Annotated in this window: 15 protein-coding genes; 6 read left to right on the forward strand and 9 right to left on the reverse strand. The window is 60.2% G+C overall.

Going from position 1 to position 14,276, the window contains the following annotated elements:
• Positions 1-78: 78 nt before the first annotated feature.
• Positions 79-414 (reverse strand): hypothetical protein, encoded by a 336-nt coding sequence (locus tag VHB22_RS01830; RefSeq protein ID WP_325455243.1) that lies wholly within the window; start codon positions 412-414, stop codon positions 79-81.
• Between the two features lie 396 nt (positions 415-810).
• Between VHB22_RS01830 and VHB22_RS01835 the strand changes: the two genes are divergently transcribed.
• Together VHB22_RS01835 and VHB22_RS01840 are read left to right on the forward strand one after the other, a co-directional pair.
• Positions 811-2,094: a sugar MFS transporter gene (locus VHB22_RS01835; protein ID WP_325455244.1), complete on the forward strand. Its 1,284-nt coding sequence runs from the start codon at positions 811-813 to the stop codon at positions 2,092-2,094.
• A 74-nt stretch (positions 2,095-2,168) separates the two neighbouring features.
• On the forward strand, positions 2,169-2,738 hold the full coding sequence (locus VHB22_RS01840; RefSeq protein ID WP_325455245.1) for a DUF2239 family protein: 570 nt from the start codon (positions 2,169-2,171) through the stop codon (positions 2,736-2,738).
• Here VHB22_RS01840 and VHB22_RS01845 read toward each other — a convergent pair.
• The 3 genes from VHB22_RS01845 to VHB22_RS01855 all read right to left on the reverse strand — a co-directional run bounded on the left by VHB22_RS01845 (position 2,693) and on the right by VHB22_RS01855 (position 5,182).
• On the reverse strand, positions 2,693-3,646 hold the full coding sequence (locus VHB22_RS01845) for an alpha/beta fold hydrolase (protein WP_325455246.1): 954 nt from the start codon (positions 3,644-3,646) through the stop codon (positions 2,693-2,695). The genes VHB22_RS01840 and VHB22_RS01845 overlap by 46 nt on opposite strands.
• Before the next feature lie 136 nt (positions 3,647-3,782).
• Entirely contained in the window at positions 3,783-4,340 is a 558-nt protein-coding gene (rsmD, locus tag VHB22_RS01850) for a 16S rRNA (guanine(966)-N(2))-methyltransferase RsmD (RefSeq protein ID WP_325455247.1), read from the reverse strand.
• Positions 4,337-5,182, reverse strand: a complete 846-nt coding sequence (locus tag VHB22_RS01855; protein WP_414652693.1) for a pseudouridine synthase — start codon at positions 5,180-5,182, stop codon at positions 4,337-4,339. Before VHB22_RS01855 ends, rsmD begins: the two co-directional genes overlap by 4 nt.
• Before the next feature lie 33 nt (positions 5,183-5,215).
• On the opposite strand from VHB22_RS01855, the gene VHB22_RS01860 reads away from it, so the two are divergent.
• Positions 5,216-5,680, forward strand: a complete 465-nt coding sequence (locus VHB22_RS01860; RefSeq protein ID WP_325455248.1) for a nucleoside deaminase — start codon at positions 5,216-5,218, stop codon at positions 5,678-5,680.
• Positions 5,681-5,684: 4 nt separating this feature from the next.
• Here the strand turns inward: VHB22_RS01860 and VHB22_RS01865 are convergent, their stop codons facing one another.
• Positions 5,685-6,677, reverse strand: a complete 993-nt coding sequence (locus tag VHB22_RS01865; RefSeq protein ID WP_325455249.1) for a patatin-like phospholipase family protein — start codon at positions 6,675-6,677, stop codon at positions 5,685-5,687.
• Between the two features lie 42 nt (positions 6,678-6,719).
• Entirely contained in the window at positions 6,720-7,997 is a 1,278-nt protein-coding gene (gene purD / locus VHB22_RS01870) for a phosphoribosylamine--glycine ligase (protein WP_325455250.1), read from the reverse strand.
• Between the two features lie 68 nt (positions 7,998-8,065).
• Here purD and xseA point away from each other — a divergent pair, with 68 nt between their 5' ends.
• Positions 8,066-9,532, forward strand: coding sequence for an exodeoxyribonuclease VII large subunit (xseA, locus tag VHB22_RS01875; RefSeq protein WP_325455251.1), 1,467 nt, complete (start codon positions 8,066-8,068; stop codon positions 9,530-9,532).
• A 104-nt stretch (positions 9,533-9,636) separates the two neighbouring features.
• The gene (locus VHB22_RS01880; RefSeq protein WP_325455354.1) at positions 9,637-9,876 is read left to right on the forward strand and encodes a DUF2093 domain-containing protein; all 240 of its coding nucleotides are present in this window, start codon (positions 9,637-9,639) and stop codon (positions 9,874-9,876) included.
• On the opposite strand, the gene lpxK is transcribed toward VHB22_RS01880, so the two are convergent.
• A complete protein-coding gene (lpxK, locus tag VHB22_RS01885; RefSeq protein WP_325455252.1) occupies positions 9,834-10,901 on the reverse strand; it encodes a tetraacyldisaccharide 4'-kinase in 1,068 nt (355 codons plus the stop codon). The two genes, VHB22_RS01880 and lpxK, sit on opposite strands and share 43 nt — an antisense overlap.
• A gap of 3 nt (positions 10,902-10,904) precedes the next feature.
• Positions 10,905-12,908: a glycosyltransferase N-terminal domain-containing protein gene (locus tag VHB22_RS01890; protein ID WP_325455253.1), complete on the reverse strand. Its 2,004-nt coding sequence runs from the start codon at positions 12,906-12,908 to the stop codon at positions 10,905-10,907.
• Positions 12,909-13,116: 208 nt separating this feature from the next.
• Here VHB22_RS01890 and VHB22_RS01895 point away from each other — a divergent pair, with 208 nt between their 5' ends.
• Entirely contained in the window at positions 13,117-13,860 is a 744-nt protein-coding gene (locus VHB22_RS01895) for a fused DSP-PTPase phosphatase/NAD kinase-like protein (protein ID WP_325455254.1), read from the forward strand.
• Between the two features lie 24 nt (positions 13,861-13,884).
• On the opposite strand, the gene VHB22_RS01900 is transcribed toward VHB22_RS01895, so the two are convergent.
• A complete protein-coding gene (locus tag VHB22_RS01900) occupies positions 13,885-14,157 on the reverse strand; it encodes a DUF4170 domain-containing protein (protein WP_325455255.1) in 273 nt (90 codons plus the stop codon).
• Between the last annotated feature and the right edge of the window lie 119 nt (positions 14,158-14,276).

A 14,276-nucleotide genomic window follows, 5' to 3' on the forward strand; every position in this document is an offset into this window, starting at 1 on the left:
ACAGCTATATGATTGGAACAAAAAAAGCCAGCGCCGCCAACAGTGTCGCGGCCTGTGGAATTCGTCGGATTTTCAGACCTATGCTACAGCGCGCGCCGAAGACAAGCGGCGGTTGGCATAAGCATCGTCGAGGCGACGCTGGCGACGCTCGCGGCGTTCCTCGATGCGGATAAGCTTGGCCCGGGCCTCGGCCAGGGCAAACGGGCAAACTCGGGTGGTTTGTGCCAGCCGGTCCATCGCAGCATAGATCGCGGACACCGTAACCGGTGCACAGCGGCAGCAATTCATCTTCTTGTTGAGGTGACGAAAGACGACGCCCGGCGTCGGCAAAAGCCCTGGCTCCGCGCTCATGATTTCCGAGACGGCGAACTCGATATCAGTATCGGATATAACGGCGCACGAGCAGACGATCACTTTTGGCTCCAATCAATCGGGGTTCAAGGCCCCGGCATCGGACACCCTAGAAGGGCAAAACAGCATGTAGTTGCGCGAAAAAGTATACTTTCGTCAAGTCACCTTTTCATATGATCGACATAGTACGGGAAGACTGAAAAATCAAAGCCGTCCGGCCACACGTTCTACGCGATTATAGCTCAGCAGAGGTGCAAGGATGTCGCAGCCGCCGTAAACGCTGTGGCATGTGCGGTGCGCGAAAAGGGGAGCGGCGACAATTCCACTGATTTTCATGGGAAATCCGCAGGTGCCCAGGCCCTGTGCCCGTGTCGCTGCGCGGCCAGCGTGGCGCAGCTTCATATTCGCCCTCGCAACCAGTCTGGCTTCGCCTGACGACGGAAAGAGGTGCCTCGCCGCATGACGCTACGTCCCGCGCCAGCTGAAATCGCCGATCGCCAGCAGAACGCGATTCTTACGATCGGCGTGCTGTTTTTCATTTTTGGCTTTGTGACATGGCTCAACGGACCGCTGATAACCTTCGTCAAGCTGGCGTTCCATTTCGATGACGTGAACGCGTTTCTTATGCCGATGGCGTTCTATCTCTCCTATTTTTTTCTCGCGCTTCCATCGTCGATCGTCCTGCGCCGGACCGGCATGAAAAAGGGCATGGCGTTGGGATTGCTCGTCATGGCGTTCGGAGCTTTCGTCTTCGGCCACTTCACAACGGCGCGGCAATATCCGGGAACGCTCGCCGGCTTGTTTATCATTGGTGCCGGGTTATCGCTCTTGCAGACGGCCTCCAATCCCTATGTCTGCATCTTGGGACCAAGCGATAGCGCGGCCAGGCGCATCGCAGTCATGGGCATTTGCAACAAGTTCGCAGGCTTTTTGGCGCCCCTTATTTTTGGGGTACTCGTCCTCAGCGGCCTCGATCATTTTGATGCGCGGGTGAAAGCTGCGGCCACTCCCGAAGCCCGCGAAACGCTGCTGAATACCTTCGCCGCACAAGTACATGGGCCGTACATGATCATGGCCGCTTTACTCGCGCTGTTGGCCCTCTGGATTGCGCGCTCCCGCCTGCCGGATATCCGTGTCGAAAGCGTGCGTGACGTCTCGACCGATGCTATGGGCGTCTTTCGCCATCGGCATCTCTGGCTCGGCGTGCTTTGTCTTTTCCTCTACGTCGGGCTCGAAGTGCTGGCAGGCGACGCCATAGGAATCTACGGCGCAAGCTTTGGACTACCGCTCGGTGCCACGCGTCTGTTCACGTCCTATACGCTGTTTGCGATGCTCATCGGCTATGTCGTCGGGCTGCTGATCATTCCGCGTTTCGTCTCCCAGCAGAACTATCTTGCCATTTCGGCGGTGCTGGGGATTGTCTTGAGCGTCGCCGCCTATCTGACGCGCGGATATACGTCAGTGGCCTTCATCGCCAGTCTCGGCTTCGCCAACGCAATGATGTGGCCCGCTATCTTTCCGTTGGCGATTCGTGATCTTGGCCGTCACACGGAAACCGGGTCGGCACTGCTCATCATGGGCGTCGTTGGCGGCGCGCTGATGCCTTACGCCTTCGGCCTCCTAAAGCAGCACATCGACTTCCAGCTCGCGTATCTGACGCTCGCCGCGCCCGGCTATCTATACATCCTCTACTACGGCCTCTGGGGACACGCGGCTGACGCGCAGTTCGCAGAAGCTAAATAATTTTACCCGGGTATATTGTCTTTCTAATTTTACCCGGGTAAATATGCGTCCAATCAATTTGAGGACGCGGCAAAATGGGATCGCAGCCACAGTTCACTGCCTTTGAGCGCAACGAGCAGCTCGTTTCAGGCTCACGGGCAAAGGTGATTGGAGAGATCAGAGCGCGCCTCTCGAAGCAGCCTCAGGCAACGATCTTGATCTTTGACGACGCAACCGGCGCTCAGGTCGATTTTGATCTCAGAGAGACCGAAGAGCACCGCATCTCCGCCCCGTCGCTTAGCAAGGAGGAGCCTCGCGCTCCCGGGCGTCCGAAGCTTGGTGTCGTTGCCCGGGAGATAACCCTGCTGCCCCGTCATTGGGATTGGCTGGCCACGCAACCCGGGGGCGCATCGGTAACGCTCCGCAAGCTCGTCGATGAAGCGCGACGCGCGAATGCAGGCTCCGATAAAATACGCGAATCTCAGGAACGGACATACCGTTTCATGTCCGCGATGGCAGGAAATTTTCCGGGCTTCGAAGAAGCGTGTCGCGCCCTTTTCGGCAAGGATCGATCCCGCTTCGAGGCATTGACGGCGAAATGGCCTCGGGACGTTAGGGCCTACGCATGCACGCTCGCCGACGGTGCATTTTCAATGAAGGACTGAGGTGCACGGTGCTCTTCAGTCTGTTGCACCGTGCTTTTCAGATAGGAGGTCACGGTGCGCGCGACTTGCGGCGCGAACAGAATGTTGCGATGGCCGAGGCCGTCGAAGGTATGCAGCTTCATCCCCGGAACACCCGCAACGATCTCTTCCGCACACCGAAACGGAACGTCGATGTCGTCGGGCGCGTGAACGACGAGGCCGCGCATGCCGCTTGCCGGCAGAAGTCTGACTGCGGTGAAGCAATCGAGCGTTCGTCCACCGACTCGCTCCAGGCGATGTTCAAACGCTTTACGCCCGGGATCCGAGAGTTTCCAATGTCGCGAGAAATGATCCGTTACGTCGGTCAAACGATTGGGGCTGGCGATCAGCACGATATGCTCGGCCGCCAACCGTCCAGGCATCGGGGAATGACCTTCCGCCGCGACAAGCGAAATCAAGCCCCCGAAAGAATGCGTCACGAGCGCGTGAATCGAACCGAGTTGCTCGGCAACCGAAACGGTGGCCCGTGCGCAATCGATAAGGTTGGTCGAGCGGCCGCTGCTCAGACCGTGCGCGGGCAAATCGAACAGCCCGACGCGGAAACCGTTTCTCCGGATGGCTTCGGCGATCGCCGTCATGAAGGAGGATTCGCCGGTCCACCCGTGAACAATGAGGACGAGGCCGCGCGCGATTTGCCGTTCCGGCTCGAAGATATACGCTTGGATTTCGCCTACCGGCGTTTCCACGCGCTGCCAGCGCGCATTGCGCAAATGGTATCGCGCACGCTCCGTCAGCTGACGATGATTGGATGCCCGCCGCTCTGAGATCGAAGGAGTGCAGAAAATGCGAAATGCGGCATCACCCGCGGCCGCGGGCGCAAGCCCGTCTAGGCGTCGCTCACTCCATATCTCGCTCGGCAGCCAGACCATGACCATATGATCCGAGCACGTTGTAAAATTCGCAAGTGGTCTGCGGCCGCAGTGGAAACAGTACGTTTGCAAGGCCTGCGAACGTCAAGAAAAATTTAACCATGATATCGGCGTTCGGCATCAGGCCGATAGCGACCTATTCGAAACGCAGGAAGCGTACTTCCGTGTCACCCCAGGTTCGCGCATCAAGCATCCCGAAGCGCGGCGGTATCGAGACAGTCGTTCCCGCGCGCTCTTCAAAAACGCAAACGGCTCCGGGCTTTAACCACGCACCCTCCGCAAGAACCGCAAGTGCTTGTTCACCCAATCCCTTGCCGTACGGCGGATCGAGAAACGCCAGGCCGTAAGGCTCCATGTTTCCAGCTGGGCCAAGATCGGTCGCATCGCGGCGGAATATGCGTGTTTCGCCGGTTAGCCCAAGTGCCTCGACATTTCGCCGGATGAGCGCGCGGGCCTCAGCCGCGTCCTCGACAAACAGACAATACGCGGCGCCGCGCGATACGGCTTCGATGCCGAGCGCGCCTGTTCCGGCAAAAAGATCGATAACGCGTTCCCGTTCGAGGGCAAAACCGCCGACGCCATGCGCAAGGATATTGAACACGCTCTCGCGCACACGGTCAGACGTCGGCCGGATGCTCATGTCCCCGGGCGTTACCAGTGCGCGGCCGCGAAACCGTCCTGCAACGACTCTCATGTGCGGCCGCGCTCACTCGCAGCTTTGCCACGTGCATGCCGTTCCCTGCGTTCGACGGCACTTTCCGATAGCCCGAGGGATTCGGCAGCCTTCGGACCAAGCTGCGCGACGAGCACGCGCCGGCGCACCGCTTCGACGGCGCCCGGCTGCAAATCGAGAAGCTGAAACGGGCCGAACGACACGCGGATCAGCCGGTTCACCGTTAGGCCGAGATGCGCGAGCACGTTGCGCACTTCCCGATTTTTACCTTCGCGGATCGAGATCGATAGCCACGAATTGGCGCCCTGCATACTGTCGACCGACGCTTCGATCGGACCGTAGCGAACGCCGTCGATCTCCACGCCGTCTTTGAGCTTCTCAAGGTCGGCAGGCGTGACGCGCCCCTTCGCACGTACCCGATAGCGGCGCACCCAGCCGTTCGCCGGAAGCTCCAGATGACGTGCAAGCGCGCCATCGTTGGTCAGCAATAGCAACCCCTCGGTATTAAAATCGAGCCGGCCCACGGAAATGACGCGCGGCATCTCCGGCGGCAGCTTTTCAAAGACGGTCGGGCGCCCCTGGGGGTCCGAGTGGGTCGTAACGACTCCCTTCGGCTTATGGTAGCGCCAGAGCTGCGGCGGCCCGGCACTCGGCAACGGTTTGCCGTCCACGATAACCTTATCGTGCGTGCCGACCTCGAACGCAGGCGTTTTCAGCAACTTGCCATTGACGCTGACGCGTCCGTCGGCAATCCAGCGTTCGGCTTCCCGGCGCGAGCAGAGGCCGGCGCGTGCCATCGCCTTGGCGATGCGCATCGGACCGTCGCGAGAGTCGGCTATGGACGTGTTGGATGGCTTGGCCATATTGGATTCTGTTTGCAAGAAGGACGCGAGCTTATGACATCGACCGGCCCGCGAAGCCATATGTCCCTTGCGCTCAGCGAGGCCGGAGACGCGGGAGCGCGCGGCGAGGTTCCGGTCGGCGCGGTCATTGTATCGCCGTCAGGGAAGGTCTTGGCCGCCTCCGGAAATCGCACGCGCGAACTCTGCGACCCGACCGCACACGCTGAAATGTTGGCAATCCGCGCCGCCTGCGAAGCGGTAGGCGACGAGCGTCTCGTCGATTGCGATCTCTACGTCACGCTTGAACCCTGTCCGATGTGCGCGGCCGCGATTTCGTTCGCAAGAATCCGTCGTCTCTATTATGGCGCCAGTGATCCAAAAGGCGGCGGCGTCGAGCACGGTGCCCGGGTCTTCAACCAGCCGACCTGCCATCACGCACCAGACGTCTACCCAGGTCTTTCGGAAGCCGAAGCCGCAACCATTCTCAAATCTTTCTTCGCCACGCGTCGAGGAGAATAAGCGTTTACTCGCGTCTCGAATTTTTGCGAGCCCGCGAAAGCAATCCCGCTTGCTTTCGCCTCTGCGCTTCCGGCTGTTTCTGCTCTACTTCCGCTCCTTCGATCTGCGGCAGCGTCTCGACCGAGAGCACCCGCCCAAGCTGTTGCTTCAGTTTTTCCTTTGCGGGCAGTGCAGCTTGTAGAATTTCATCACACTTCAGAAAATCGAGAACTTGAAAACGGCTCGTGCCTGCACTGATCAGGATGTCGGGCTTGGCCCATTTCAGCTTCTCTTTGACGATCGTGCGTTCGAAAAGGAATGCACTGGAGAAAAGCGCCTCGAATGCGGTTGGAACGGGGCGGCGCGGATTGGGCACGGGAATGCCCGAAACATCGATGGCAACGACGATGTCGGCCTTACCCATCAACAGATCGAAGGGCAGCGGATTCGTTAAACCCCCATCAATTAACGCGTGTCCGTCAACGATGACCGGCTGGAAGATTGCGGGAAGCGCCATGCTTGCCGCGACAGCCGTACGTAACGCGCCATCCGTGAAAATTTTCGGTTCCTGATCGTAGAAATCGGAGGCCACGACCTTGAGAGGAATGTCGCACGCACCAAAATCGGTTTTGACCTCTTTGGGCAAAATGACATCGAGGACGGTCGCTGGATCGAGAATCGCGCTCCGGATGCCGACGACGCCCAGCAGTTTCTGAAAGGGCTGGGCCCTCGCGATGAAGAGATCTCGGATCAGCCCGAAGCGCTGTGCCAGGATGAACTGAGTATGTTCGCGCAGATCTTTCCCAGAGACGCCGGATGCGTAGGCCGCGCCGTAGACAGCGCCAATCGACGTCCCAGCGATGATCGACGGCTTGATTCCCATTTCGTCGAACGCTTCGAGCATCGCGATATGGGCGAGACCGCGCGCTCCGCCGCCCCCGAGCGCCAAACCGATCGTCGGCGTGCGAACGGGATGTTTCCCGTGAATCGGGAGAGTCGCGGATGATCGGGCGGTCATGGGCGCATGCAATCCAACGTCCGCTCCAAAGAAGTCTTCTTGCTACAACTCACGGTTCTTCAAAGCGCGCCAGCCGATGTCCTTGCGATAGAAACCACCCGGCCAGTCGATTTTTGCAAGCGCGGCATAGGCGGCATCGCGAGCCTCGGCAATGGTTCGTCCACGCCCCGTGACGTTTAGCACGCGCCCGCCGTCCGCCAGAAGGCGCACGCCGTCGCGGCGCGTTCCCGCGTGGAAGATCTCCACATTAGGCACGAGCTTGGCGGCCTCAACGCCTTTGATCTCCGTGCCTTTGAGCGGTGGACCCGGATAGCCGTTGGCGGCCATGACGACGGTCAGCGCCGCATCGTCGCTCCAGCGGAGATCGAAATTCGAAAGCACGCCGTCTGCTGTGGCGAGCAGCGCCGCGAGAAGATCCGACTTGAGCCGCATCATTAGCACCTGCGTTTCCGGATCGCCGAACCGGACATTGTATTCGATCAGCTTCGGCCCGGAAGCCGTGATCATGAGCCCGGCAAACAAAACGCCTCTGAATGGCGTTCCGCGCGCCGCCATGGTTCGGATCGTCGGCATTATGATATCGCGCATGACGCAGTCCGTCATTTCCGGCGTCATGATTGGAGCCGGAGAATAGGCGCCCATGCCGCCGGTGTTCAGACCCGTATCGCCGTCTCCGACGCGCTTATGATCCTGTGCCGATGCGAGCGCCAGCGCCGTCGTGCCATCGCAAAGCGCGAAGAAGCTCGCTTCCTCACCATCGAGGAACTCCTCGATCACGACCTCGCTGCCCGCAGCGCCGAACGTACCTGAAAAGCACGCATCGACAGCGGCCTCGGCTTCAGCGCGCGTGGTTGCGATCACGACGCCCTTTCCTGCAGCAAGACCGTCCGCCTTGATCACGATAGGCAGCCCCTGGGAAGCAAGGTAAGACTTTGCCGCGTCTCGATCGCTGAAACGGCCGTAGGCAGCCGTCGGAATATTTGCGTCGCGGCAAAGGTCCTTGGTAAAACCCTTCGAGCCTTCGAGCCGCGCCGCGGCCTTCGTTGGGCCGAAATATCGGATGCCCGATTCGCCGAGCGCATCTCCGAGACCCGCGACGAGAGGGGCTTCCGGCCCGATCATGACCAGCGCGATATCCATTTCCTGGCAGAAGCGGATCACGGCCTGGTGGTCATTGAGATCGAGAGCGATACACTCCGCAACCTCGGCTATTCCGGCATTTCCGGGAGCGCAATAGAGTTTGCTCAACAGGGGACTTGCGCTCAAAGCCCATGCAATCGCGTGTTCACGGCCACCGCCACCGATTAATAAGACGTTCATCAAGTCGCCCTGTTGCAATGCGGGCCCTGGTGTAGCATCGAACCTGAAACAGACAAGACGGCAGACAATTGACTTCGACAACTCCCGCTAGCCAATCGCGTCCGGGCGCAAACGCACCGGAATTTTCCGTTTCCGAGCTTTCGGGCGCCATCAAGCGCGCTCTTGAGGACGGATTCGGTTACGTCCGCCTGCGCGGCGAGGTTTCCGGTTATCGCGGCCCGCACGCCTCCGGCCACTGTTATTTCGCCCTGAAAGACGACAAGGCAAAAATAGAGGCCGTCATCTGGAAAGGCGCGTTCGGACGTCTGCGCTTCAAACCGGAGGAGGGCATGGAGGTCATTGCCCAGGGCAAGATCACGACATTCCCTGGCTCGTCGAAATATCAAATCGTCATTGAACAGATCGAGCCTGCCGGCGCTGGCGCGCTCATGGCGCTGCTTGAAGAGCGCAAACGCAAGTTCGCCGCCGAGGGTTTGTTCGATGAGGAACGAAAGAAGCCGCGTCCGTTTCTGCCCAAGGTGGTCGGCATTGTCACGTCGCCGACAGGAGCCGTCATTCGCGATATGTTACACGGCTTCAACGAACGCTTTCCCGCGTGTGTCTTGCTCTGGCCGGTGCGGGTACAAGGCGACGGCAGCGCTGCCGAAATTGCGGCGGCCATTCGCGGCTTCAATCAGCTTGAACTCGGCGGAAAAATCCCGCGCCCGGACGTGCTGATTGTCGCGCGCGGCGGCGGCAGCCTGGAAGATCTGTGGGGCTTCAACGAGGAAGTCGTCGTCAGGGCCGTTGCCGAGAGCGAAATTCCCCTGATCTCTGCCGTCGGTCACGAAACCGATTGGACGCTGATCGATCTCGTAGCCGATGCCCGCGCGCCGACGCCCACGAAGGCCGCCGAGTGGGCGGTGCCGAAATACTCCGAGCTGATCGAACAGGTCGAAAAGCTCATGCTCCGGAAGCGGACGGCGGTTCGCCGCGTGCTAGCGGACGTGCGCACGCATCTGAAAGCATCGGCGCGCGGATTGCCCAAGCTCCAGGATTTGATCGCGTTGCCGCGCCAGCGGTTCGACGGCATCGACCGGCGATTGTCGCGTGCGTTGCTTGCGAATACGCGGGCGCATGGAATGCGTTTGGCGCGCGTTGGCGGTCGGCTGAGCCCGTCGCCCATCCTTCAGAAACATTCCCGATGCCGGGAGCGGCTGCAGGTTCTGGACCGGCGGGCCGGCCAAGCCTTGCTCAACCGCGTGGCGGTCCGCAGGAGGGACCTCGACGGTAAGACAGCGCTACTGCAGTCCTTGGGGTACGCAAGTGTTCTGTCACGAGGATTCGCGCTTGTTCGAGACGAGAGGGGCGCAATGGTCCGCCAGGCGCGAACCGTTTCGCCCGGCGCCGCGTTGAGCGTTCAGTTTGCCGATGGTAGAATTGGCGTTACCGCAAACGGCCGCCGCTCGACTGAGGCAACAGGTGCGGATGAGGCACCCGCCATCAGGCCGCGTCAAAAAAGCCCGTCAAGGGGTGGGCAGGGCTCACTTTTTTAATCGGCCTCGGCTAGACTATAGAAAATGTGAACGCCGAAATGGGATGACCGCGCTCCGGGATGCGCGTTCAGGAACAGGCTGGCGAAACCGCGTCTCGGAACAAAATGAACCGCATCGAGAAATTCTTTGGCATCCGTAACGAAGCGAAACTCCGCTACCTGGACGGTGAGTTCGAAGTTCTGTCGCCCGGCGAATTCGTGCGTTGCGCTGTGACCGGCCAGCCGATCGCGCTCGCCGATCTTCGTTATTGGAGCGTCGACGCGCAGGAAGCCTACGCATCGGCCGAGATTTCGCTGCAACGCTATCTTGAGCTGAGAGATCGGCCAGAGGACCGCGGGCAGTAGCGCGCGACAGCTTCGCGAATTTTATTCTTGAGCACCGCCAGGTCTTTGCCTTCCATAGCGGTTTCTATGCCGAGTGCTATGGAGTGGTCCCTGAGGTCTCCACAAGCGTCCTTCATACCAGACAAGCGCATCAGATCCTTCTCCGTCGTAACGAGATCGGCGCTCAGGCGCCGCGCCATGTCGGTAAGTGCGCGCGCTTCACTAGCCGCAAACGTATGATGATCGGGAAAGGCGCGACGCTCGATAACGAACGCACCGAGATTCTCCAGCATCGAAAAAAAGCGATCCGGATTGGCAATGCCCGCGTAGGCGACGACGCGCCGCCCTCGAAGATGTGCAGCATTACCTGCGGGACGCGTCGTGGCCGAGACGATAGGTGCTTGGGTACGTGCGCGAAGCACGTCGAACAGCTCTAGGTTTTCCCGCGACGATTGCTTTGCCACGACGATGATGTCCGCGAGACCGATCTGTGCCCGAAGCGGCGCCCGAAGCGGTCCTGCCGGGATCACGAGCCCATTGCCAAATCCCCGTTCTCCCGAGACGACAGCAATGACAAGATCTTTGGCGAGATACGGATTTTGCAGTCCGTCGTCCATAATGATAACGCCGTTATCCGGCGCCACTGCCTCAATCGCTTTCGCCCCGGCGCATCGGTCGCGCGATACAAATATTGGCGCGTGACGCGCAAGCAGAAGCGGCTCGTCGCCCACCTCGTCGCTGCTGTGTGCATTCGGATCGACTCGGATCGGCCCCGCGATGCGCCCGCCGTAGCCGCGCGACAAAAACCACGGAGCCCATCCTTCTTCGCTGACGAGCTTAGCGATGAGCATTGCCAGCGGAGTCTTGCCCGATCCGCCGACCGTAAAATTCCCAATGCAAATGACCGGCAATCGAGAGCGATAGGACGGCGATTTCGCAAGTCTGGCAGCGGCGATCGTTCCGGCGAGCCTGCCGGCAGGAGACAAAAGTATCGCCTGCCAATGTTGCTGCGCGCCGTACCACCATTTTGGCTCGCGGCCCGGCAAGGTTCACGTGCTCCGCTTTTCGAGAAGCGGCTGAATGGCACCGATCGTCTTTTCTAGTGCACCGCTCAACGACTTGAGTGCGCGATCGGCTCCGACGCGCATGCGATCCACCGCTTGGGAATCGGTGAGTAACGTCGTGACCGCGCGCGCGATGTCGTCCGATGAGCGGACCTCGACAGCACCGCCTTCGCGGAAAAGAGATGCGTAGGCGTCTCGGAAATTGTGCGTATAAGGGCCGGTCAGAACGGCCGCGCCGAGGCGGGCCGCTTCGATAGGATTCTGTCCGCCATGTTCGACGAGCGAGCCGCCGATAAGCGCGACAGGAGAGATGGCATAGAAAGTGCCGAGCTCGCCGATCGTGTCGGCGATATAGATCTCCGTCTCCGGCGCCGGATCCGCAGAGCGGCTGCGCAATTGCGTTTTAAGCCCAAGACCGCCAAGGGAAGCTGCCAGTCCGCCGCCGCGCTCGGGATGGCGGGGGACGATAATCGTCAGCAGTCCTGGGACATCGTTCTTCATCAGCGCATGCGCGGCCGCAATCACAGTATCTTCGCCTGGGTGCGTGCTCGACGCCAGAAAGACGGGTCGTGTCCCGATTGCGGCCTTTAGCGCAGCCTCGGCAACGGGATCGACGGGAGGAGGGGGAGCATCGATCTTGATGTTTCCCGCTGTGATGATGTTTGGCGCACCGAGCCGTTTGATCGCCCGCGCGATATTATCGTTCTGCGCGAGGATGGCCGCGAAACGGGAGAAGAGGGGACGTCCGAACTTCGCGAAGCGGCGCCAGCGATTCATGCTTCGGGGCGACATCCGGGCGTTGACCAGAACGAGCGGAATATGCCGTTCAGCGCTCGCGAGAATGAGGTTCGGCCAAATGTCCGATTCCGTGAAGATGCCGATCGCAGGCTTCCAATGATCGAGAAATCGCGCGACGTATTGTGGCACATCGAGCGGAACATACTGATGAAATGCACGCTCGGGGAGACGGCGCGCGGCGATATCCGCCGATGTAATCGTGCCCGTGGTCAACAGCACATGCAAAAGGGGATTGGCCGCGAGAATGCGTTCGATCATCGGCAGAACTGCGTTCGTCTCGCCCACACTGGCGGCATGCACCCAAACAATCTGTCCCCTCGGGCGCGGGCGGCCCGCAAATCCGAGCCGTTCGCCGCGTCGTGTCGGATCTTCCTTGCCGTGTCCGCCGCGCATATTGAGAAGAAGCGGCACGGCAGGACGCAGCAAGGATGTGCCTGCGCGGTATGTTTTGAGCGCGAGGCCCGGATCCGGCGGAGATGCCGCCGCCAGCACTTCGAGCGGCGTCGCGCGTTCGATGTCGCCCCCGGCAAGTTCGTAAGCTTTTGTGGTCACTGCATTGAGGGCCGTTTCTAACTCGAGTCTTTTCGATTCGAGCACGTTGCTGGAGGCATGCGCGGGCACATGAATGGGATCACCTGCGACGAATGCGAGCGTCGAATAAGGGAGATTGAACGTCAACCGGCTCCACGTATCGAAGGAGGCAAAATGTTTAGACGCCACGGCTACGGGGACGATCGGCCGTCCGGACATACGGCCGATTGCGACAATTCCCGCGCCGGCGATACGCGCAGGCCCTGGCGGTACATCGGCCGTCATCACGACGGAATAGCCATCGGCTAACGCGCCGAGCGACGCCCTGAGTGCGGAGGCGCCTCCCCGGTCGCGGCGGCGCGAACCGGCACCGGCCCCGCGGATAAGCTCGACGTCGAGCGCGCGCATGGCCTCTCCGACCAATTCCGCGTCGCCATGTTTCGCGACCATTGCCGCGACCTTGACGTTGTCGGGCCGGAAGCCTGCAACCATCATGAACTGGCCATGCCAGCAGGCGACCACGCAGGGGTGGATTTCGGCAAGCTTGTCGACCAGATCGGGCGGCTCGTAGATCGTTTTCGACGTGCGTCCGACGAGCCGAATAAGACCCGCTAATGATCTGCCGCCGAGTCGCACAAGAGTCTTCTTAGTCTCGGCCATTCGGCGCGGCAGCCTTCTCAAACCTGCAGGAGAACTCTTCAAGGCTGAAACTGTGTGTCGTTCAAGCTCTTGCGGGTCGTTGCTATAGCGAATACCTAGCAAGTTCAATCGAGATCGACCGGGGCCGTTCGGTGAACGAACAAATACGTGGAACCCTAATCGGAGGAATATCCTTCGTGCTGAAAATCGGGCATTCTCCCGCGCTCTGATGGCGAGTCTCCTGAAACAAGCAAAGCGTGGGCTGCGCCGCAAAAGCGGCGCATGGCTGCATGACGCGGTGCATGCGTCACCGGGCGCGAGCTGGCTACAGACACGATTCGCGCCCGTTCTTTGCTACGCCGAGATGCTATTCATCGATTATGGAATTGCTCGCGTTGTCTATAATAACCGCCACCTGGTTTCGGAGAACGTTTGGCGCTCGGCGCAACCGGCGCCGCATCAGGTAGGATGGTTGGCCCGCCGCGGGATCAAAACCATCGTTAACCTGCGTGGCGAACAGACGTTCGGAACGCGATGGCTTGAACAACGAGCCTGCGCGCGCCACGGGATAACGCTGATCGATCTGGCCTTGAAGTCGAGGGCTCCGCCGAGCCGCGCGAACCTGCTCGCAATCAAGGATCTCTTGGGACGTGTCGAATATCCCATTCTTGTGCACTGCAAGTCGGGCGCCGATCGCGCGGGACTTATGAGCGTGATCGTCCAGCACGTCCGCGACGGTACGCCGATCGCCGAAGCGAAAGGCCAATTGTCCCTGCGCTATGGTCACGTCCGTAGCGCCGATACCGGAGTGCTGGACGCTGTCTTCGAACGCTTTCTCGAAGATCAAGCCAAGACCGGGATCAAGTTTTGGGATTGGGTCGAAACGTTCTACGATCCCGAAGAGATCAGCAAGTCATTCAAAGCACGAAGCTGGGCCAACAGGTTGGTCGACGGGTTCCTGCATCGCGAATGAATAATCCGCAGTGTTGATCTCTGCTCATGGCGTCGGCGCGGGTTGTTCGCTTGGCTTCGCGCCATTAGGTTCGAGCAGCCGATGCAGGTGCACGATGAAATACCGCATCATCGCATTATCCACCGAACGCTGCGCTGCGCTCTTCCATGCCGCGTACGCGGACTGATAATCGGGAAACACACCAACGAAATCGACGTGTTCGAGGTCGCGGAACTCATGCCCGTCGAGATCCTTAAGCTCTCCCCCGAATACGAGATGGAGAAGTTGCGGTTTGGCTGTAGATGCGTGCTGGGTCATGCGCGTAAAACGGTCCTGAAGCGGTGTCGTTCATTCTGAAAAAGCCGAACCGGCGCGGCGCGTCAATCGCGGGATCCGGATTTGGAACGTTTCGAAGCCAAATTTTTACGATGCGCCTT

Origin of the sequence: Hyphomicrobium sp., from assembly GCF_035548195.1 — a bacterium.
Classification (GTDB): Bacteria; Pseudomonadota; Alphaproteobacteria; order Rhizobiales; family Hyphomicrobiaceae; genus Hyphomicrobium_B.